The sequence below is a fragment of the Trinickia dinghuensis genome (genome assembly GCF_003367175.1).
In the GTDB taxonomy this organism is placed as follows: Bacteria; Pseudomonadota; Gammaproteobacteria; order Burkholderiales; family Burkholderiaceae; genus Trinickia; species Trinickia dinghuensis.
On record NZ_QRGA01000008.1, the window covers coordinates 253,904 to 274,742 of the forward strand.

The window sequence follows — 20,839 nt, forward strand, 5'->3', positions numbered from 1 at the left end:
GTATTTTCGACACACCTTCGATCCTTCGCCATGACCACTGCCTTGCGCCTGCTCGGGCTATGCCTGCTGCTTCTGATCTCCGATGCTCGTGCCGCACAGCTGAGGGCGGATCTTCACGAATCCGTTTCGACGATCGACGTGACGGTCAAGGACTTCTACGGCAAGCAAGAGACTGGCAAGGTCGCCATCACGCAATTCTCGCCGAACGGTGAGGGGCCCTTCCCCATCCTGATTCTCAATCATGGGCGCGCCACATCGGATCGGGGCACACCGCCGCGCTTTCGCTACACGCGGCAGGTCGCCTATTTCTTGAAACGGGGATTTATCGTATTCGTGCCGACGCGCATCGGCTATGGCCAATACGGCACCGCATTCGATCCGGAATACAGCGGGAAATGCCGCCGAAAAGATTACGTACCCATGATTCAGGCGGCCCGCATCGAAGAATCGGCCGTATTGGACTACGCGAAGCGGCAACCGCATGTCGATCCTCATCGCATCGTGATCGTTGGGCAATCGGTCGGTGGTTTCGTCACGACGTCCGTGGCCGCGGAGAATCCGGATGGCGTGGTTGCGGCGATCAACTTCGCCGGGGGCTCGGGGGGCGATCCGGCCACGCACCCCGGCGTACCGTGCGAGAGCGATCGGCTCGAAGCCATGTATCAACGCTTCGGCAAGACGGCCCGTGTTCCGATGCTCTGGATCTACACGCAGAACGATCAATTCTTCGCGCCGCAATACAGCAGCGCTTGGCACGCCGCGTTCGTCCATGCGGGCGGCAACGCGGAATACAAACTGTTTCCGCCGTTCGGGACAAACGGGCACTTCCTGTTTGGAAACGGAACCGATATTTGGGAGCCGACCGTATCGGCGTTTCTCGATCGGGAAGGGTTCAGTCGATGATATTGCGAACCCAATCGGCGAAGCGCTCGTTCTCGAACTCATAGACATCCCGCGGGCTCTTCGCCACGACCGTCTTTTCCGCGAGCCGGCCCAGCGCTTTTTGAATATGAGTAGCCTGGAGATCCTCGATACCGACGCGCCGGCGAATCGCGATGAGCGTCGCCTTCGCGAACGGCTTCATCGATGGGTCGTCGGCGCAGATCCGCACGAGCGCCCGCTCGGTCGCATCGAGTGAATTCCAAGTGCCTTCATGATTCTCGGTGCGGGCGAGCTTCCGTTGCTGCATCGCAATCGCCTCGGAAAACGCAAGCGTCGGACTCATCATGAGTGCGAGCACCGCTTCCATGAGCGGCTCGGGGCGTCTTCCGAAAAGCTCGAACGCCTCCCGCGCGGCACGGATGTCGAGCTTGCGCTTGGTCGATTCCTTGAACCGGCGCGCGACATAGCCGACGAAATCGTCCCCAAGCAACGGGAAATCCTGCACCGTGCCGGCGGCCGAATAAAGCGGTGCATTCGCATTCGTGAACACATGCCCGAGCTTCGTGCGCGAAGAACCGGTGAACAGCATGCGAAGCCTGCGCTGATGCTTGGTGAGCGTCGTCCGAAGCGCACGCGCCATTTCCTCGCTTTCCTTGCTGCGGCCAAGCGCCTGCGCTTCGTCGACCAGAAAGAGTACGGGCCGGCGCTTCGTCAGCTCGGTAACGAGCGCATCGAGCAGAAGTGCCGTATCCGACATCTCCCGCTTCCGGTCGCTCTCCAAGTCGATATGCCCTTCGAGCTTCGCACCGGCGAACTCTGCCTTCCCCTTGATGGACTTGACCGGCGTCCGGAGCCGCGCGATGACCTTCTCGAGCAGCGAATGAGGCTCGAGCGCCTCTTCCAGCGCGCGCACGAGCGCCGCCCCCGGCGTTTGCCGCGTTTGCCATAAATCGCCGTAGACGACCGTGTACCCCTCGCCCTCGGCGAGCGGTTTGAGATCCCGCAACAGGAACACTGTCTTGCCGGTGCGCCGCGGCGCGAAAATCGTCGTGGACGTGACGAGCCCAGCGTTCAGCGTCGCAAGATAGGCGCGAGCCAGCTCCGGCCGCGGGAAGTGCCACAGCTCGGTCAGCTCCATCGAGTTATCCAAAATTATCTGAGATTGGATAATTATACCAACGTCGGATAATTTTGGATAACCTCCGGCGGCGGGCCGAATTTCGTTACAACGCATACGCCGGCAGTGGAACGCCCCCTCGCCCTTCCCGAGCAGGCGGGCATTCGCTCGCGTGTCCTCTGTTTCGTCGATCCGCCTCGCGATGCGCGGCCGCTTGCGGATAATCGGCGCCTTGGACAAACAAAACTGAAAACTGAAACCTGAAAACGGGAGAACGTCCGCGTGATCTTCGAGAACGAACTGTCCGACGCGTGGGATGTGCCGGACGAGACGGTCAATGTATCCGTGCCGATTTCGATGATCCGGCATCCGTCCGGCGAGATCCACATCGTCGTCATCGACCTGATGCCGGAACAGGAACACGACTGCCTGGCGGAGCGAAGAATCCGCTTCAGCGCACAGGCCGCCGCCCAGTTGCGCGATGCAATCGGCGGGATGGCGCAAAGCGGGCACGTCCTGTTCGGAGACGAGCGCCCCGCCACGGCTACGCTGCACTAGCGATGGAACGATGGAACGCCGTCACACCGTAGGGCACGTGCGCATTTCCTCAGCCCAAATCGAACGTCGTCGTCAGCACCACGCTGCGGCCCGGCAGCACCGGGATATAGATCGCATGCTCCGACGGGCCATACAGGCGCCGGTCGAACACGTTCTTCACGCCGAGTTGCGTCGACCAATGCTTGGCCCGGTAGAAGACCGTTGCGTCGACACGTGCGTCTCCGGGAACCGAAAAGCCGGCCATATCCGTCGGCTCGTGCGAATGGGCGAAGATGCCGCCGCCCACGCCCCAGCCGCGCGAGGCATCGTGACTGAACGCGTAGGTGGACCAGAGGCTCGCGCTGCGCGGCGCGACTGCCGGGGCCGCCCCGTTGCCGCCGTCCACACTCGAGCTTGCCGCCGTCAGCGTGCCGATGATGTTCCAGCCCGGCAGCGCCTGGCCCTGGAGATCGAACTCGAACCCGCGGCTGCGCTGGCCGGGCAACGCCACGGCATAGAGCGGATTCGTCGGATCGCTCCCGATCGCGAGATCGTTGCTCACGCGGTAGACCGCTGCTGTCGCAAAGAGCTTGTCGCCCTGCAGATCGAATTTCACGCCGGCCTCGACCTGCTCGCTGCGGATCGGCGGCAGCGGTGCGCCGCTCGAGGTCTGTTCGTCGAGCGACTGGTCGAACCCATGCAGCCAGTTCGCGTAGAGCGTCGCGGACGACGTCAGCCGGTAGCTCACGCCGAGATTCGGCGTCCAGGCGCCGTTGTGCTGATCGAGCTGATTGATCGGATCCGAGAGCAGCACGTTCGTATGCCGCAGCGACGCCAACAGGCGCAGCCGGGAACCGAACGCGAATTGCGCCTGCGCGTAAGCGCTCCATTGCCGCGCGACGTACGAGGCGATCGGCGCGAGCGGCCCGCCCGGTATCGTCGCAAGCGGCTGAGGCGCATAGAGGTTCTGCTCGGATGGGTTGTCGGGCGATTGATCCTGGGCGTACCCGAGCCGCCAGAAATCGACGCCCGCGAGCAGCGTGCCCGAAATGCCGCCGGCCTTGAATTTGCGCACCAGCTCGCCCGCCACCGTGGCCTGGTGCCGGACCGTACGCGAGTCGATCGCATCGAGCCCCACGTCGCCGGCATCGTCGAACGCGGCCAGGGGCACGTTCCAAAACGTCTCGGTGTCGTCGCGCAATAGCCGTGCTCGCGCACGCACGCTCCAACCATCGCCGAACGCGTGCTCGGCGAGCAGGTGCACTTCCGTCGATTCGTTGGCAATGTGGTCGCTCGGCGCACTGACCGGCGTGAGCGGCGTATCGGGCAGCGGCTCGCCGTCGGTTCCGCCCACCGTGTACGGCAGGATCGGCAAGCGATTGCGATAGTGCTCGAAGCCGAGCGTGATGTCCGTCGACGAGTCGCGATAGCGCAGCGACGGCGCCAGATAAAACTCGCGCCGCCCGTCATAGCCGCCGTAGTTGCGGCTGTCGAGCTCGCCGCTCGCGACAAAGCGGTAGCCGAGATGCGAACCGTCGCCGAACGTGCCGTCTAGATCGATGTTACCGCTGCGCTGGCCGATCGAATCGATCTGTGTCGTCAGCGTGCGCCGCGTCTCGAACTCGGGCTTCTTCGTGACGAGATCGACGATGCCGCCGGCGGGGACGCCTCCCGCGATCAGCGTGACGGGCCCCTTGATCACCTCGACGCGCTCGATCCCCGCGAGCGGCGGATACGCCTCCGATTCGTAGAGCATGCCGTCAACCATCAGCGTCGTCGTTTGAAAACCGCGCACGCTGACGTCGTAGTTCGCGTTGTCGAAGCCGAACGAGGGGGTGACGCCGCTCACGTTGCCTAGCGCGTCGGCAACGGTCGTTGCCTGCTGGCTGGTCATCACTGCGTGGCTCACGGCGCCGACCGACTGCGGCACGTCGGAGAGCGCCATGTCCGTGCGCGTGGCGGTGGAGGAACGCTCGACGACGAAGCCATCCTCGGCCGCCTGGCCGTCGTCGGGACGGGCGAGCACGTCGATCCTCGGCAGCACGTGGGCGGACGATGACGCGGAGCCCGGCTGGTCCGCCGCTTCCGAGCGGCGCAGCGTCAGCGTACCGCCAGCCACGTCGATGAGTTCGAGGCGGCTGCCGGCAAGCGCATTCGCGAGCGCCTCCTTCGCCGTCATCGTGCCGTCGACAGGATGAGCCGAGAGGCCGCGCGTGAGCGTCGCGTCGAACGAGAGCACGAGGTGCCCCTGCTTCGCGATTGTCAGCAGCACAGTGGCAAGCGAGCCACCCGCCACGTGAAACTCGATCGGCGCCGCATCCGCGGCCCACGCGTGCGGCGCCGCTACCGAACACCAGATCGCCGCGGCCAGCCAGCCCCAATGTCCGCGAAGACCACGCCCGATTCTCGCCATTGCATTCATCTCGACCAGAGAACTGTCGACTCGACCGTTTCCAATACGAGCGATGCAAAATCGCACACCCCGCCGTTTGGATCGGAACGCGCTCGATAGGCGAGCGCCGTTCTACGTTGCAACGGCCAAAATAGCGATTAGTTGAGGCCGTCGGGCGTCAGGGTACGATGATTTTCGCGTCGGGATTTCCTTACCCCTTTTTCTTTCTCAGGCGCGCGCAGCCTCCCCCGCATGCATGCTAAGCGGCAAGCGCGCCGAGCCGCCGTCGAAGCGCGCATGGCCCATCTGCTCCGAGCCGGAGACTTCGAGCCGGTAGCCGAGCGAATAGACGGTGCGCAGCATCACGCCGTTTCCGGCCCCGAACGCGAGTTTCCTGCGCAGCTTGTAGATGTGCTGCTCGATCGTCCTGTCGGCGCGATCGGTCTCGCTGCCCCAAATGGATTTCGCCACCATCGCCCGAGTCAAGCTGACGCCCGCGTTGGTGAAGAAGAGCCAGGCCGTGGCGAACTCGCGCGGAGTCAGTTGGATCGACTTGCCGCGAAGCTCGACGACGCAGCACGCCTTGGTCAACGTATAGGGGCCGACGCACAAGCGCTCGCTCTCGCGGTTCACGGCGCCGGCGCTGCGCAGCAGCGCGTGCGCCGCGCGGACATAGAACTCGTTCGCGTCGAACTGCAACGACAGGATGTCGGTCGCGCCCGCTTCGTACCACTGGAACAAGCTGGCCGGATCGGCGAACGAGCCGACCACGAGCAGCGGCGTGTTCTGAAGCGAATGGCACTCGCGCCAGGACATCAGCGCACTGGACGCGACCTTGGTGGTGCGCGCGTCCATGACGATCAGATCGTAGGGCTTGTGCCGCAGCGTGCGCAGCATCTCGATCTCGTTGGCGAACACTTCGCCGCTGGCGCCGCAAAGCACGAGACCGTCTTCGACACGCCGGGCAAGGCTCGCGTCTTTAGTCAGGATGACGTAATTCAAGATGACCCCTTGTCGCATTTGGATTGAACGGTTCGCCCGCCGTCATGGCCCGGCGAGCTTGAAATCGATCGACTGAACGACGCTGATCGGAACGGCCTCGCCACGCTCTAGATACGGTTCGCAGGCGGCATCGCGCACGGCGTCGAGCGCGGCTGAATCGAGATCGGCAAACCCGGTACCGCGTTCGAGGCTCACGGCCGTCGCGTGGCCGCTCGTATCGAGCGTCATGCGCACCGTAACCGTGCCCTCCTCTTCGAGCCTGCGCGCGCGAGCCGGATAGGACGGCGTCGGAACACGGCACGCCACCTCGTCGGCTCGCTTCGGCTCGGGGCGGGCACTGAACCGTGCTGCTTCGGCAACTTGCGGCGCCTTCGCCGCGCTCGCGGCAGATGCGGCCGTTGCGGCATCGGTGGCGCCGGCGGCGCCGACCGCGAGCGCCGCCGGCCGAGCTACCACCATCTTTTGCGGTGCGGCCGCTTGTGGAACCGGCGCGACGGCTTCGGTCGGCGCAGGCTTGCGCGGAAGCGTCCGGCGCACGGCCGGCGATAGGTGCGGATGAATTGGCGCATGGGATACGGGGCCGGCCGGCGCCGGCCGATCAACCGCGGAGGGTTCGGCGAGCAAGACCACTTCGAGGGGACCCGACGGCGCGACGGCATGCGCTTCGCGCAAACCCAACGTGCCCGATCGCGGGGATGTGACGTAGGCGGCGAACAGCGCGAGATGCGCCGCGACGACGAGCACGGCAACGCCGACCGTCCGGACATTCGAGCTCGGCTCGACCGGAGGGCGCAGCATTGCGGGAGGGATAGCCGTGCGCGTCATGTCTTTCGATCGCTTGGATTGAGCGCTTTCGCGTGTTCGCGTTTGCGCTTTCAATGGGTATGTGCGACGAGCGAGCGAAAGTGACGTAGTCCGAGCGAATTTTTTTCGAGGAGGCCGAAAATCTTCCGGCCGGGGGCATGAAGCCGGGCCTCAGGTCCGCGAGACGAGGACCAGATATCCCGCGTAGCGGCTGATCGCAAGCGGCAGCGTGTGGGCCAATGCGTCGAGCGCGCGCAGCGGCTCGTCCAGCGGAAGCACGGCGGTCACAGGAAGCGAGGCCGCATCGTCCGACACCCGGATCACGCCCATGAAGTACGGGCGCAGGCGTTCCACCACCGAACCGAGCGGCTCCTCGTCGACCTGCAGCTGGCCCGATGTCCATGAGGCTTCGGCGGCGGCGCTCTCGCGGCCGGCCTCGATCCGGTGCGTCCCGGCCCGCGCCGTGCCGCCCGGTGCGAGCGTCATCGTGCCGCCGCCCACGGCGATATGAAGCGGCGCATCGAGCGCCGCGACATGGAGCCAGCGCCCTTCCGTGCGGACCGAGAACGAACCGGCACGCGCGCGCACGCTGCGGTGTCCATTGCGAACGACGAACGGCCGGACGTCCCGATCCGCGACGCGGACGAAGGCCGCGCCGACGCGCAAAACCAGCCCGCGGGCATCGCTGCCGTAATCGACGTCGACGGCGCTGCGCGCGCCGAGCGTGACGGAGGAGCCGTCGGCGAGCACCGCTTTCGTTCGCTCGCCGGTGTGGGTGTGCAGATCGGCCGTCCATTGTCCGATCGGCGAGAACCGATCGACGATCGCGCCGGTGCCGAGCGCGACCGCGCCGAACGAAAGCACGCCGCGCACCAGCCGGCGGCGCGAAGGCACGGCAAGCAGCGCATCGCCGAGGGCCCGGCGCGGGATGCCTGCCGTGGCGGACGGTACGAGGGCGCCGAGCGACGCTTCGACGTGAGCCACGGCCTTCGCATGGGCGGGATCCGCATTGCGCCAGGCCTCGAAGCGTTGCCGGTCGCGTTCGGTGGCTTCACCCGAGCGCAGCAACACCATCCAGCGGATCGCAGCGCTGACCGCCTGCTCGCTCGTGGAGGCCGTTGCGGGGGCCCTGTCTCCGCTCACTGCACCGATGCCAGATAGCAAGCGTGCATCGCTTGAGCGAGATAGTCGCGGACGGTCCGTTTCGACACGCCGAGCCGCTCGGCGATGTCGGCGTGCGTCATGTCGTGGAATTGGCTGTAGACGAATGCGTTGCGCGCCTTCGCGGAAAGGCCCGCGAGCATGCGGTCGATCGTGTTGAGCGTTTCTACCACGATCGCGCGCTCCTCCTCCGAGGGCACAGCGCCTTCCGGCAGCGCGGCGAGCGCGGCCAGATACGCGCGCTCGAGATCGCGGCGGCGCCAGAAATCGTAGACGAGCCGATGAGCGATCGTCGTCAGCATCGCGCGCGGCTCGCGAATCCCCCTCGGATCGGGCAGCGCAACCAGTTGGACGAAGGTTTCGGAGGCGATGTCTTCCGCGGTAAACGTACAGCCCAGCTTCAACCGCAGGCGGCCGAGCAGCCAGCGATAGTCGTTGCGAAAAATCGATTCGACCGGCGTGAGGCTGAGGCTGGCAATGGCATCTGACATACGGCTGCTCCGCGCGTGCTTTATCCGACTGCCTTCCGCTGCGCTCCTCCTCTGTTGCAGGCGAGGCAATCGAAAGACCCGATGCCTCGCAGGTTACGAGGGCAAAAAAGTCCTATCAATCGGGGAAAGGGAGAACGCGCGCGATGATCGGGCAGCCGAACTTAAGGCATTTCCGTGTACATAGTGTGACAATTCGCCTGGTGGAACGCCTCTTCCATGCGGATCGGCGGGATATCGCGGGCCGGCAGCCAAGCCTAGGGCATTAGGGGTTTTCATCAATCCGGGCACGCCCGCGCCGGAACAGACGCTCGGCGCGGTGCACCGATCCAGTGAATCGCATAAGCGAGCATGCCGAGCGTGACACCGAAGGCGACGATGCCGGTCCAGCCGAAGCGCGCCATCAACCAGCCGCTGACCGTCGCGCCGACGGCGCCGCCGAAGAAAGTGGCCGTCATATAGAGACTATTGATGCGGCCCTGCGCTTTCGCGTCGACCGCGAACGCACGCGTCTGGTTGGACACGAGGCCGGACTGCACGCCGATGTCGAGCACGATCACGCCCGCGACCAGCAGTGTCAGCGAGGTCGCCGCGCCGCTCAGAAGCAGGTACGCGAGCGTGACGATGCCGATGCTGGCGCCGATCACCTTGCGAAACCCGACGCGATCGGTCGCATTGCCGCCGAGCGAAGCCGCGAAAGCCCCCGCCGCGCCGATAATCCCGAATCCGCCCGCCCACGCGCTGCCGAGATGCCACGGTCCGCTCGCGAGCAGCGCGGCGAGATTGACCCAGAAGGCGTTGAAGCAGGCCCACAGCAATGCCTGGATGAGCATCGACTCGCGAATCGGACGATGGTCCCGCGCGAGCGGCCACAGCGAAGCGAGCAAACGCCCATAGGAAAGATTCGTCGACGGCACGCCACGCGGCAGCAGCGCCGCGGCGGCAATCCAGACCGGCACCATGAACGCCGCTTCGGCGCCGTACACCGCGCGCCATCCGTACGCCGCGCCGATCACGCCGGCCACCGTGCGCCCGACGAGGATGCCGACCATGATCCCGCTCACGACCGTTCCGACGTTGCGCCCGCGTTCGCTCGGCAACGACATGACCGCCGCGAACGGCACCAATTGCTGTGGAACGCAACTCACGATGCCGAGACCGAACGAGGCCGCGACGAGCGTCCCAATGCCGGGCGCCACGGCCGCCGCGATGCCGAATACGCAGGCGAGCGCAATCTGAATGAGCACGAGCTTGCGGCGGTCGAAGCGATCGCCGAGCGGCAACAGCAATGCAAGCCCGGTCGAGAACCCGAGCAGCGCCGCCGCGGCGACGAGATCGACCATCGTCACGTCGACCCGCATCCCGGCGGCAATCAACGGCAGGATCGGCTGCGTGCAATAGATGTTGGTGATCACCGCTCCGGCGATGACGGCCATCATGAGGATCTTGCCGCGCGACGCGGCCTCGGGTGTGCCCGAACTATCTGAACTACCTGTGGTGGGGGGTGTTGAGGCGCTCACGGCACGCTCCTTGTGTTCGATCGCGCCGGTATGTACTGCGACATGCCGCGATCCGGGATTGATCTCGAAGGCGTTGCGAAGTGAGAAGTGAGCCCTCCTCCATTCGCGACACCCATGCGGAAAGTCTATGTTTTACGGGATCGCGCGAGTGCGCTAGCTACGCCGCTTTTGGGCCATTTCCGGCGCATTTCGGGTCAGCGCGACGGGCGCGTATATCAACCGACCACCCTGGTCCGACGCAGTGACGACACATCCGAGAGATAGAAACCGTGCTCGTCAATCGCACTTTGGACGCCAAATCTCAAAGTCTGGGTGCCTCCTATGAGATCTCACAGCTTGACGCTCTTGCGATGCAATTGAGATTCTTGTAGTCAGATTTTTGAGATGTCTCGCGCAAAAGCACACTCGGACCAGGTGTGCCCGGTAGTCAAGAAGAAGCTGCCCATTCCACCAAAATGAAGAATGGCGTATGACGATCACACTACCCAGCAGTGTTGCCGCTTGTCTTGCCACGTTCTTGAACAAGCGCTTGACGCCCGCGGCGTATGACTTCCTGCTGGATGCGTCCAGCGAAATCCGCAATGGCGCGCCCATCGACCGGCGCGCACAACTGTTCTCTCTCGCAAGCCGCCATGCGCGAGCGAGCGACGCCCTCGCGCTCGACGCCGCCGAACAACGACTGCTCGCCACGCTCGGTCCGACCTGCAACACGGCGCAATGGAACCAGCTCGAAACGCTGCGCATCGCCCTGCTGCTTGCCTCGCCCGACATCGATACCGACGCCTTCGCCGGCGTCTTCGATCGCGGTTGTCGCTTCGCCGATCTCGGCGAATCCTGCGCGCTCTACCGCTCGCTCCCGCTGCTGCCCGATGGAGTGCGCTTCGTCGCGCGGGCATGCGAAGGGTGCCGCACCAACATGCGTCCCGTCTTCGAAGCCGTGGCCTGTGATTCGCCCTATCCGGCGAGGCATTTCGACGATGTGTCCTGGCGTCAACTCGTCATCAAGGCCGTCTTTCTCGACGTGCCGCTCTGGCGTGTCGATGGACTCGACGAGCGGCTCTCGCCCGAACTCGCCCGCATGGCGCTCGATCTCGTCGATGAGCGCCGCAGCGCCGGCCGCCCCGTGCCGCCGCAGTTGTGGCTCTGCCTCGGCGCTTATCCCGGCGAGCGCGGCCTGCAAGCGCTGAAAGAAGAGGTGGTAACGGGCGGAGAGCCCGGCCAGCGCGGCGTGCTGCTGGCCCTCGGCCGGGCCGGCGCGCTAGACGACGACAGCGCCTGGCTTCAGCGTCTGCTCGATGCGCACGCCCCCTTCGTGCGTCAGGCACGGAAGGCCCGATTCACGCAGCGCGCCCTGCAGTTCATTCGATGACGACGATAGAGAGGACACCCGTGAGATTCTTCGATCCGCACATCCACATCTCTTCCCGCACGACCGACGATCTGGAGGCGATGGTAGCCGCGGGCATCCGCGCCGTCATCGAACCGGCATTCTGGCTCGGCCAGCCGCGCACGAACGTCGGCAGTTTCATCGATTACTACTCGAGCCTCGTCGGCTGGGAACGCTTTCGCTGCGAGCAGTTCGGCATCGCCCACTACTGCGCGATCGGCCTGAATTCGAAAGAGGCCAACAATGGGCCGCTCGCGCGCGAGGTGCTCGAACTGATCCCGCATTTCGCGCTCAAGGAAGGCGTCGTCGCGATCGGCGAGATCGGCTACGACGAGATCACCGCCGCGGAAGACTTCGCCTATCAGGCCCAGCTCGATTTCGCGCACCGGCACGACATGGTGGTCATGGTCCACACACCGCATCGCGACAAGAAGCGCGGAACGCAGCGCTCGATCGACGTCGCGCGCGAGCATGGTGTCGACGTGAGCAAGCTCGTCGTCGATCACAACAACGAGGAGACCGTGGAGGACGTGCTCGACTCCGGAGCTTGGGCCGCCTTCACGATCTATCCGAACACCAAGATGGGCTCGGAGCGCATGGTCGAAGTGGTCAGGCGCTATGGGCCGGAACGCATCATCGTCGATAGCTCGGCGGACTGGGGCGTGAGCGATCCGCTGTCCGTGCCCAAGACCGCACGCCTCATGCTCGAGCGCGGCATCGCACCCGCGGTGGTCGAGGCCGTCACCTGGGGCAATGCGTTAGAAGCCTACGCTCAGTCGCGGCAGATCGACCTCGCGGCGCTCGACCGGACGCCAACCCTCGACCAGCGGCAGCTGTTCGCGGACAACTCGGTGCTGCGCGGGCAGAAGCCGCGCGTCGACACGCCCGTTCCGAACTAAGAACTAAGAACTCAGTAGCCAGCCACGCGTCCGGCCGGCACCCGGCGAGAAGCACGCCGCGCCCGAGCGCGCGCATTCGCCGCACCTGTCTCCCCGTCCCTCACACGGAGATGCTCATGCTCGAACACCGCATCGATCAGACTTTCGAGGTTCTCTACGACTACCCCGTGTGCTTTACGCGGCGCGCACTCGACCCGGCCAACACCGTGCTGGCCGACCTGATGAGACCGCGCGAGCCCGGCAGCAAGGCGCGCGTGCTGTTCGCGGTCGACGCGGGGATCGTCGAACAGCGCCCGGATTTCTCAGGTGCCATCGAGCGCTACATGCTGGCGCACGCGGCATCGCTCGATCTGCTCAGGCCAGCCTGGATCGTACGCGGCGGCGAGGCCGCGAAGGACGAATTGCTCGAAGCTCGCACGCTCTATACGCTCGCGCGCGATTTCGGCGTGTGCCGCCATAGCTACGTCGTGGCGATCGGCGGCGGCGCCATGCTCGATGCCGTAGGCTATGCCGCGGCGACCGTGCATCGCGGCGTCCGCCTCTTGCGCATGCCCTCGACGGTGCTCGCCCAGAACGACGCGGGCATCGGCGTGAAGAATGCCGTCAACTGGCATGGCCGCAAGAACTTCGTCGGAACCTTTGCGCCGCCGTTCGCGGTCGTCAACGACTTCGACCTGCTCGCGAGCGCGCCGGCCGCGGACCGGCGCGCCGGGATCGCGGAGGCCGTCAAGGTCGCGCTGATCCGCGACAAAGCCTTCTTCGCCCAGCTCCACCGCCAGCGCTTCGAACTCGCCGCACTCGCACCGCAGGCGCTGGAGCCGATGATCGTGCGCTGCGCGGAGCTGCATCTCGCGCAGATCCGCAACGGGGGCGACCCGTTCGAGCGCGGCAGCGCGCGGCCGCTCGATTTCGGGCACTGGTCGGCGCACAAACTCGAAGAGCTCTCGCATCATCGCCTGCGGCACGGCGAAGCGGTCGCGATCGGCATGGCGCTCGACGTCCTGTACTCGCGGCGCACAGGACTCATCGGCGAGGCGCACGCTGAACTGGTGCTCGTCACACTGCGCGACATCGGCTTCACGCTGAACGATGCTGCGCTCGATGCGCTCGACGTACGCCGCGCCCTAAGCGATTTCCGCGAACACCTGGGCGGACGACTCTGCATCACGCTGCTCAAGGGCATCGGCGAAGGTTTCGAGGTCGACACCATCGACGTCGACGCGATGCGCGAGTGCATCGCCGAGCTGCGCGCCGGGCAGCGGCCGCAGCGCACGGCGATGGTCCCGCTGGAGGCCTGAGCGTGACGCGCCCCCATCCGCTGACCTATTGCACGAACATTCATCCTGGCGATAGCTGGGCCGACGTGCTGCGCAACCTCGAAGGCCACGCACTGGAAGTCAAGCGGGCCGTCTCGCCGGATCAGCGCTTTCCGCTCGGCCTGCGGATCTCGGCCCAAGCGGCAGCGGAACTGAACGCCGACGCGCTGCGCCGCTTCACGGAATGGTGCGGCGAGCACGACTGCTACGTGCTGACGCTCAACGGATTTCCGTACGGCGCCTTTCACGGCAGGGCAGTCAAACAGGCCGTCTATGAGCCCGACTGGCGCGATGCGCGGCGCGTCGCCTATACCACGCGGCTCGCCGACATCCTCGCCGCATGGACGCCGAGCGGACAGCCCACGTCGATCTCGACGGTGCCGGTCGCCTTTCGCGAAGGCTTTGCCGATGCGGATTGGCCACTCGTGAAGGAGCATTTGCTAACGGCCCTGACGCACTTCGCACGCCTACACGACCGAGGCGGTCCACTGGTGCGCCTCGCGATCGAGCCCGAGCCGTGCTGCGCGATCGAAACGATGGACGACGCCCTCGACTTCTTCGAAAGGATGCGCTTTCCGGAATCGCTCGCCGAGCACATTGGCCTGTGTTTCGACTGCTGCCATCAGGCCGTCGAGTTCGAGACGCCCGCCGGCTGTCTCACCCTGCTCGAGCAGGCCGGCGTCCGGATCGCCAAGGTGCAGGTGTCGTCGGCCCTGCGCGCGCGCGGCAGCGCCGCGGCGCACCTGCTCGCTTTCGACGAGCCCACGTATTTGCACCAGGCCATCGTGCTCAAGAAGAACGGCGAATTGGAACGCCTTGCCGATCTCCCCGATCTCGCGCGCTGGCTCGAAAGCAGCAGCCAGCGCGGCGAGACGCCCGAAGAGTGCCGCGTGCATTTCCACGTGCCGGTGTTTCTCCGCGAGATCGGCGCCATCGGCACCACGCGCTTCTTCCTCGAAGATCTGCTGCCACGCTTGCCGGCGGATACGCCGCTCGAAGTCGAAACCTACAGCTTCGGCGTGCTGCCCGCGTCGCTGCGCCTCGCTTCGCTCTCCGCGTCGATCGCGCGCGAACTCGCTTGGGTCAGGGAGACGCTCGATGCAGCGCACAGCCGTCATTAACGTCGTCGGACTGACCAAGAACCTGCTCGGCCCGCACACGCCGAACTTGTCGGCATTCAGCAATGAGGTCGCTGTCGTGGACGCCGTCATGCCGGCCCTCACCTGTTCCGCGCAGACGACCTACCTGACCGGCAAGCTGCCGAGCGAGCATGGCATCGTCGGCAACGGGTGGTACTTCCGCGACCTCGACCAAGTTCTGCTCTGGCGCCAGAGCAACCGGCTCGTGCAGTCGCCGCGCATCTGGCACGTGGCGCGCGAACGCGATCCGTCCTTCACCTGCGCCAACACGTTCTGGTGGTACGCGATGGCCACCGACGCGGACATCACGCTGACGCCGCGCCCGCTCTACTGCGCCGACGGCCTCAAGCTCCCGGATTTCTACACGCAACCGCCGGAGCTGCGCGGGGCGCTTCGCGAACGGCTCGGCCCGTTCCCGCTGTTCGACTTCTGGGGACCGCGCACGAGCATCCGGTCGAGCCGCTGGATTGCCGAGGCCGCGCTTGCGGTCGAGCAGCAATTCAAGCCGACCTTGAACCTCATCTACCTGCCGCATCTCGACTACTGCCTGCAACGCGTCGGCCCGCACGCGGACATCTCGGCGGACCTGCGCGAAATCGATGACGTTTGCGGCACGCTGATCGACGCACTGCGCGCGCAAGGCGTGCACATCGTCGTGCTCTCCGAGTACGGCATCATGCCGGTCGAACGGCCGGTGCACATCAACCGCGCGCTGCGCGACGCCGGCTTCGTCGCGATCAAGCGCGACCTCGGGCGCGACACGCTCGACACCGGCGCGTCACGCGCGTTCGCCGTGGCGGACCATCAGGTGGCCCACGTCTACGTTCGCGACAAGCGTGACCTCTCCGATGTGCGCCGCCTCTGCGAAACGCTGCCCGGCGTGGGCGAAGTGCTCGACGAGACCGGCAAGCACCATCATGGCCTCGCGCATGCGCGCGCCGGTGAACTCGTGCTGCTCGCCGAGCCTGACAGCTGGTTCACCTACTACTTCTGGCTTGACGATGCGGCCGCCCCCGACTACGCGCGCACCGTCGACATCCACAGCAAGCCCGGCTACGACCCGGCCGAACTGTTCATCGACCCCGGCATCCGCTTTCCGGCCGTGAAGGTCGGCACGCGCCTGCTGCGCAAGGCGCTCGGCATGCGCTACACGATGGACGTGATTCCGCTCGACGCCTCGCTCGTGCGCGGTTCGCACGGCATCCGCACGGCCAGCGACGGCGATGCGCCGATCCTCATGAGTTCGGAGCGCGGCCGAGTGCCTGACGGCCGGCTTGCGGCAACCGACATCCATTCCCTGCTGCTCGATCACCTCTTCCGGCCATGAGCACACTCACTTCCCGCGGCACCCTCGCCCCCGTGCTCGCGCTGTGCCGCGCGAGCAATCTGCCCACGGTCTGGAGCAACGTCGCCGCGGCAGCTGTGCTATCGGGCGCGCTCGGCGGATCGACCGTGCTGCTCGCCCTCGCCTTGTCATGTTTCTACTGCGGCGGAATGGCGCTCAATGACCTATTCGACCTCGACCACGACAGTGTGCACCAGCGCTACCGGCCGATTCCCGCCGGCCGCATCACACCCGCGCGCGCCCGAGCGGTCATGCTCGCGCTGTTCGCGCTGGCCTTCGTCTGCCTGAGCGTTGCACCGCACCGCGAGGGGCTCGCCGCGGGCGCGCTGCTGCTTGCCGTCATCGCGCTGTACGACCGGTTTCACAAGGGCCATCCGTCGATGGTGCTGGCGATGGCCGCCGCGCGCGTCCTCGTCTACGCGGTCACCGCATTTGCTTTAGCCGGGACCGTAGCGGCCACGGTCTGGCTCGCCGGTGCGGTGCAAGGCGCGTACGTTCTCGTGCTGACGTTCGTGGCGCGCCGCGAAAGTTCGGCCCCAGGGGGCCGCTACGCTTGGCCGGTCATCCCATGGATGCTCGCGGCCATTCCGCTATGCGACGGCCTAGTGCTGACCGTGCTGGCCTCGAATCCCGCCTGGCTGCTCGCGGGCCTGGCCGGCGCGGCGTTGACGCGCGCCGGCCAACGGTACGTGCGTGGCGACTGACGCTCGCCGCGCCGCATCCCCTCCCCCTCTTCCCACGAGGAGCCTCATGAACGCATCCGCTGTGACGCCCACCGTCAGTCTCACGTCGACATGGTTCATCAAGCCCGGCTACGAGGAGGCCGCCGATGCGGCCTTACGCGAGCTGGCCATTGCAGTCGAGCAAGAAGAGCCCGACACGCTGACCTATCTCGTGAACCGGCCGTTTCGCGGCGATCCTCGGCTGCAATCGCTGCCGCCCGACGACCCGCTGACGGTGTTGTTCTTCGAAACCTACCGCAACGCCGACGCATTCGACAAACATGTGAACGGCGCCGTATTCACGTCGTTCCTGAAGCGTTGCGGCCAGTTCTTCATTCAGAAGAACGGCCAGCCGTTCACCTTCGTGGAATTTCTGGAGACGCGCGCCGGCTTCGTGCGCACGACCGATGTCTCGACGGCTAGCGCAGCATCGAACATCGTCGCCAACCATCACCCGAGCGTGATGTTCGAAGTGATCGGCCGCGATCAGGGCTCGCTCAAGTCGTTCTACGCGAGCGTTTTCGGCTGGAACTACGAAACCGGCGCGTCCGGCTTCGCCTACGTGCCGTTCCCGGCGCAGCTCACGCCGCTGCTCGGCGGCATCGGGCAAACGCAGCCGAAGACGCCGGGCTTCGAGCCGGGCACGAACTTCTACCTGCGCGTCGACGACCTGGAAGCCGCGATCGAGCGCGCCGTGCGCAGCGGCGGCAGCCGCTTCGTCGAGCCGACGAGCGTGGACGGCTACACGTTTGCAATGGTCAAGGACCCGGAGGGCAATGCGATCGGGCTGATCAAACCGTTTTGAATCGTTTTGAATCGTTTTGACCGTGCGCGGCGGGCCGAGCGCATGAAGCAACGCCTCTGCGCTCGTCACCCGACACACGGGCGCAGCCGAGGCATAGCGAATTCAGGAATCCCCACCGAGGAGGAGCCATGAGCTATCTGCAATTTCCCAGACTTGCGTTCACGGGCAAGTTCCAGGCCGACGTCTCGACGGTCAACAACGACCCCCGGCACTTCGACAACGAATACTTCAGCGAATCGTTCCAGAAGTTCAGCGGCGAGAAGGCCATGAACGGCTGGTGGAACCCAACCGGTACGGCAATCATGCGCTTTACCGATTGCACGATCAAAAGCTTGCGCGATCCGTCGGGCCAACTCCTGACCGAAGCCGGAAGCGATCCACTGATCGGCTGCCGAGTGGGCAATTCGCTCGACCGCCCCGCCGGCAAGCTCGTCGATCTCGACACCGACTGGCAGCTCGCCTCGAACATCTACGGGCTCTCCGTCTCGCTGCTGGCGCCGGACGGGCTGCCGATCATGACGGCCGAATACGAAAGCAATCCGTTTCGCGATCTCTGGTTCACGCGCTCGACCGACGGCGGGGACAGCGGCGCGTCGGCGATGTTCCAGTCGGTCCTGACCGATATCGTCTGGCATCGCGACGACTGGCGCAGCCCGTTTCTCGATGCGCTGCGCGCCGCGTCGGAGCGCGATCTGCTGTCGATCCGCCTGACCACGTACGGCTATCAGCAGGCCGTCAAGCAAGCGGACGGCCAACTCACGCCCGATTTCGGCTATGGCATCGTGCTCGGCAACATCGGGCCGGCGAAGGCGGATCAGCCGCGCTCCTTCATTCTCGGGCGGCGCTTCATCCCCAACACGAACGCGATCACCAATGCTCAGTCGAGCAGCAACGGCAACCCGAACGACACGGCCAACGGCAACGGCATCAGTTGCTTCTCGACCTACATCGACGCCGATACCAAGACCCTGCAAGTGGACCTGAGCAATGCGCTACCGCTCGGCCCCGGCTACCAGATCCTAAACAACGGCCCGCTCAAATACGCGGCGCTCCACGACGAGTCCTTTCTGCAAAACGCCGAACTCGGTGCCGACGACTACACCTTGCTCGGCGAAGTCGATCTCTCACAGCAGTTGCAGAACATCGAAGGCGGCGTCCAAGCCGTGACGCTGACGAGCGACATGCTCGCCGCGACGCGCGGCAAGCCGCTCGCGCTGATTCAGGTGATCGACGACAAGGGCAGCGCCAACGTCTGCATCCGCGAAGTGGTACAGGGGCTGGAAGTCCGGCCCGAGACGTTCACCTTCAAGCTCGACCCGAACGAGCCCAGCCACAACCGCGCGGACACGGTCCTCTATGCCGCCCGCTACGGCGAGCCCTACGCCGACCAGGAACTCGAATTCCGCACCGAGCCGCCCGCGCCCGACTACAGCAACAGCCCGGCCAGCCAGAAGCCCGGCGCAACGCCGCGCGCGACGATCCCCGTCAACAACGTGCCGGGCCTCGCCGTGCGCATCAAACCCGAGCGCCCGCGCACGGATTCGCGCGGGCGGGCCGTGGTCACGATCTCGGGACCGGAAATCATGGGCAACCCGCGCGGCTACATCGACGGCCAGCTCTACGCGATCACGTACAACTTCGCCGGCAGCAACACGGCGATGCAGCAGACCTTCGACCAGATCGCGGCCGTCGTCTACAGCACGTTCCCGGCGCCGGGGCAGTCGATCGATATCGACAACCCGACCTGGGACGACGTGCAGCCGATCCTTCAGCAATACGCCAACCTGTATCCGGTCATGAGCAAGGGGCTCTTCGACTTCTCGAAGCAACCCGTTGCCGATTCGGCCGCCTTCATCATGCATTTCGTCTTCGCCAAGCCCGTTGAAGACCCGGACCAGATGCCGGTGACACGCGATCTGTCTTCATCGAAGCGCCGCATGCTGATCAATTACTTCGCCAATGTGATGCAGCGGACCGGCAAGACCATGGACCGTCAGGTCCTGTTCGGCAAGCGCTGCCCGCTGCATGGGCTCGCGGGCAACCGCGAGGAGGCGGCCGATCTGACGGCCGTCGCCATGACGAAAGTCGGCAAGGCCCGCTGAACACAACACACTGCATCGACCGCCATTCATCGAAGAGGACGCATTCATCATGCTGAAAATTCGCTCCGACATCATGAGAAAGCTGGAAGCGACCGCCAATATCGCCGACGTGCGCGATATGTTGGCCGGCGCCGTCTTGCTGGAGTACGCCACCATTCCGCCCTACCTGACGGCGCTGTTCTCGATCAAGGAGGGCAACCGAGAAGCGCGCGCACTGGTGCACTCGATCGTCATCGAGGAAATGCTGCACATGACGCTCGCCGCCAATACGCTCATCGCGATCGGCGGCAACCCGCGCATCGTTGCGGATGGGCTCTCGCTCCAGTATCCGGGCCCGCTGCCGATGTGCGTGGACGAAGGGCTGATCGTCACGCTGAACTCGCTGACGAAGGAACAGACCGGCACCGTGTTCATGGAGATCGAACGTCCCGACACGCACGCGACGCTACCCGGCGAAACCGCGCCGCAAATCGATACGATGCAGGGCTATGCGTCGATCGGCCAGTTCTACAAAGCCATCATCAAGAAGCTGACGGAGTTGAACGCGAGGGACCCATCGATCTTCGCGCATCCCCGGCTCGAGCAGCAGATCGATATCAGCAAGTGGTTCCCGCCCGAGATCCAGCGCTACCCGGAGGGCAAGGTGTTCGACATCGACTCGGCGCGCGTCGTGCTCGAAACCATCATCCGCCAGGGCGAAGGCATGGACGACGGGACCGATCCGATCAAGCCGAAAGAAGACCCGGGCGGCAATTACGCGCACTACTTCAAATTCGGGGAGATCTTTTACGGGCAGCGCCTGGTGCGGGACAAGGAAGCCGAGTCGGGCTGGTCCTATACGGGCGAGCCGGTGCCGCTCGACGAAAAGACGATCATCAAGCTCTATCCCAATGCGGCGCTTTCCGACTACCGGCCCGGAAGCGGGGCCTACATCGCCGGCAAGCAATTCTATGAGGCGTACCGCAGCCTCATGATCTCGCTCGACCAGACCTTCAACGGCAGCCCGGAAAGTTTGAACGCGGCGCTCGGCATCATGTTCGAGCTAAAGCTCGTGGCGCAGCAGGTGATGCAGTTCCGCATCTCGGACACGGTGCCGCCCGTCTACGCAGCGCCGCCGTTCATGCTGAGTCACCCGGAAATCTCGACGCCCGTGGAGCGCGACCGCGTGCACGCCGTCTCATGAAAAAAGCGGCCGCCCCGGCAAAACCGGGGCGGCCGCTG

18 protein-coding genes are annotated in these 20,839 nt (G+C 65.3%); 11 read left to right on the forward strand and 7 right to left on the reverse strand.

All coding sequences use genetic code 11. The annotated features are described in order from the left end of the window. The first annotated feature begins 30 nt into the window (after positions 1 to 30). On the forward strand, positions 31 to 903 hold the full coding sequence (locus DWV00_RS15805) for an alpha/beta hydrolase family protein (protein WP_115534521.1): 873 nt from the start codon (positions 31 to 33) through the stop codon (positions 901 to 903). Here DWV00_RS15805 and DWV00_RS15810 read toward each other — a convergent pair. Further along, a complete protein-coding gene (locus DWV00_RS15810) occupies positions 893 to 2,020 on the reverse strand; it encodes an AAA family ATPase (RefSeq protein WP_115534522.1) in 1,128 nt (375 codons plus the stop codon). The genes DWV00_RS15805 and DWV00_RS15810 overlap by 11 nt on opposite strands. 261 nt (positions 2,021 to 2,281) lie before the next feature. Between DWV00_RS15810 and DWV00_RS15815 the strand changes: the two genes are divergently transcribed. Beyond that, complete coding sequence (locus tag DWV00_RS15815; protein ID WP_115534523.1) at positions 2,282 to 2,557, forward strand: hypothetical protein; 276 nt, start codon at positions 2,282 to 2,284, stop codon at positions 2,555 to 2,557. A gap of 49 nt (positions 2,558 to 2,606) precedes the next feature. Here DWV00_RS15815 and DWV00_RS15820 read toward each other — a convergent pair whose 3' ends face one another. The 6 genes from DWV00_RS15820 to DWV00_RS15845 all read right to left on the reverse strand — a co-directional run bounded on the left by DWV00_RS15820 (position 2,607) and on the right by DWV00_RS15845 (position 9,903). Further along, positions 2,607 to 4,949: a TonB-dependent siderophore receptor gene (locus tag DWV00_RS15820; protein WP_181885474.1), complete on the reverse strand. Its 2,343-nt coding sequence runs from the start codon at positions 4,947 to 4,949 to the stop codon at positions 2,607 to 2,609. 207 nt (positions 4,950 to 5,156) lie between these two features. Then, positions 5,157 to 5,930, reverse strand: coding sequence for a response regulator transcription factor (locus tag DWV00_RS15825; protein WP_181885475.1), 774 nt, complete (start codon positions 5,928 to 5,930; stop codon positions 5,157 to 5,159). Between the two features lie 42 nt (positions 5,931 to 5,972). Then, the gene (locus tag DWV00_RS15830; RefSeq protein ID WP_147297909.1) at positions 5,973 to 6,755 is read right to left on the reverse strand and encodes an energy transducer TonB; all 783 of its coding nucleotides are present in this window, start codon (positions 6,753 to 6,755) and stop codon (positions 5,973 to 5,975) included. Between the two features lie 150 nt (positions 6,756 to 6,905). Beyond that, positions 6,906 to 7,877, reverse strand: a complete 972-nt coding sequence (locus DWV00_RS15835; protein ID WP_147297910.1) for a FecR family protein — start codon at positions 7,875 to 7,877, stop codon at positions 6,906 to 6,908. Beyond that, entirely contained in the window at positions 7,874 to 8,386 is a 513-nt protein-coding gene (locus tag DWV00_RS15840) for a sigma-70 family RNA polymerase sigma factor (protein ID WP_115534528.1), read from the reverse strand. The genes DWV00_RS15835 and DWV00_RS15840 overlap by 4 nt, the downstream gene beginning before the upstream one ends. Before the next feature lie 275 nt (positions 8,387 to 8,661). Further along, positions 8,662 to 9,903 (reverse strand): MFS transporter, encoded by a 1,242-nt coding sequence (locus DWV00_RS15845; protein WP_245964899.1) that lies wholly within the window; start codon positions 9,901 to 9,903, stop codon positions 8,662 to 8,664. A 469-nt stretch (positions 9,904 to 10,372) separates the two neighbouring features. Between DWV00_RS15845 and DWV00_RS15850 the strand changes: the two genes are divergently transcribed. The 9 genes from DWV00_RS15850 to DWV00_RS15890 all read left to right on the forward strand — a co-directional run bounded on the left by DWV00_RS15850 (position 10,373) and on the right by DWV00_RS15890 (position 20,801). Then, on the forward strand, positions 10,373 to 11,272 hold the full coding sequence (locus tag DWV00_RS15850; protein WP_115534530.1) for an EboA domain-containing protein: 900 nt from the start codon (positions 10,373 to 10,375) through the stop codon (positions 11,270 to 11,272). 20 nt (positions 11,273 to 11,292) lie between these two features. Beyond that, complete coding sequence (locus DWV00_RS15855; protein ID WP_220274705.1) at positions 11,293 to 12,189, forward strand: TatD family hydrolase; 897 nt, start codon at positions 11,293 to 11,295, stop codon at positions 12,187 to 12,189. A gap of 116 nt (positions 12,190 to 12,305) precedes the next feature. Beyond that, positions 12,306 to 13,487, forward strand: coding sequence for a 3-dehydroquinate synthase (locus tag DWV00_RS15860; RefSeq protein ID WP_181885476.1), 1,182 nt, complete (start codon positions 12,306 to 12,308; stop codon positions 13,485 to 13,487). A gap of 2 nt (positions 13,488 to 13,489) precedes the next feature. Next, entirely contained in the window at positions 13,490 to 14,626 is a 1,137-nt protein-coding gene (gene eboE / locus DWV00_RS15865; RefSeq protein WP_220274706.1) for a metabolite traffic protein EboE, read from the forward strand. Next, on the forward strand, positions 14,604 to 15,971 hold the full coding sequence (locus DWV00_RS15870; RefSeq protein WP_115534533.1) for an alkaline phosphatase family protein: 1,368 nt from the start codon (positions 14,604 to 14,606) through the stop codon (positions 15,969 to 15,971). Before eboE ends, DWV00_RS15870 begins: the two co-directional genes overlap by 23 nt. Further along, positions 15,968 to 16,693, forward strand: coding sequence for a UbiA family prenyltransferase (locus DWV00_RS15875; protein WP_115534534.1), 726 nt, complete (start codon positions 15,968 to 15,970; stop codon positions 16,691 to 16,693). The genes DWV00_RS15870 and DWV00_RS15875 overlap by 4 nt, the downstream gene beginning before the upstream one ends. 46 nt (positions 16,694 to 16,739) lie before the next feature. Continuing rightward, positions 16,740 to 17,516: a VOC family protein gene (locus DWV00_RS15880; protein ID WP_115534535.1), complete on the forward strand. Its 777-nt coding sequence runs from the start codon at positions 16,740 to 16,742 to the stop codon at positions 17,514 to 17,516. Positions 17,517 to 17,644: 128 nt separating this feature from the next. Beyond that, positions 17,645 to 19,618 (forward strand): hypothetical protein, encoded by a 1,974-nt coding sequence (locus DWV00_RS15885; RefSeq protein WP_115534536.1) that lies wholly within the window; start codon positions 17,645 to 17,647, stop codon positions 19,616 to 19,618. Between the two features lie 49 nt (positions 19,619 to 19,667). Continuing rightward, positions 19,668 to 20,801, forward strand: a complete 1,134-nt coding sequence (locus DWV00_RS15890) for a ferritin-like domain-containing protein (protein WP_115534537.1) — start codon at positions 19,668 to 19,670, stop codon at positions 20,799 to 20,801. Positions 20,802 to 20,839: the final 38 nt, after the last annotated feature.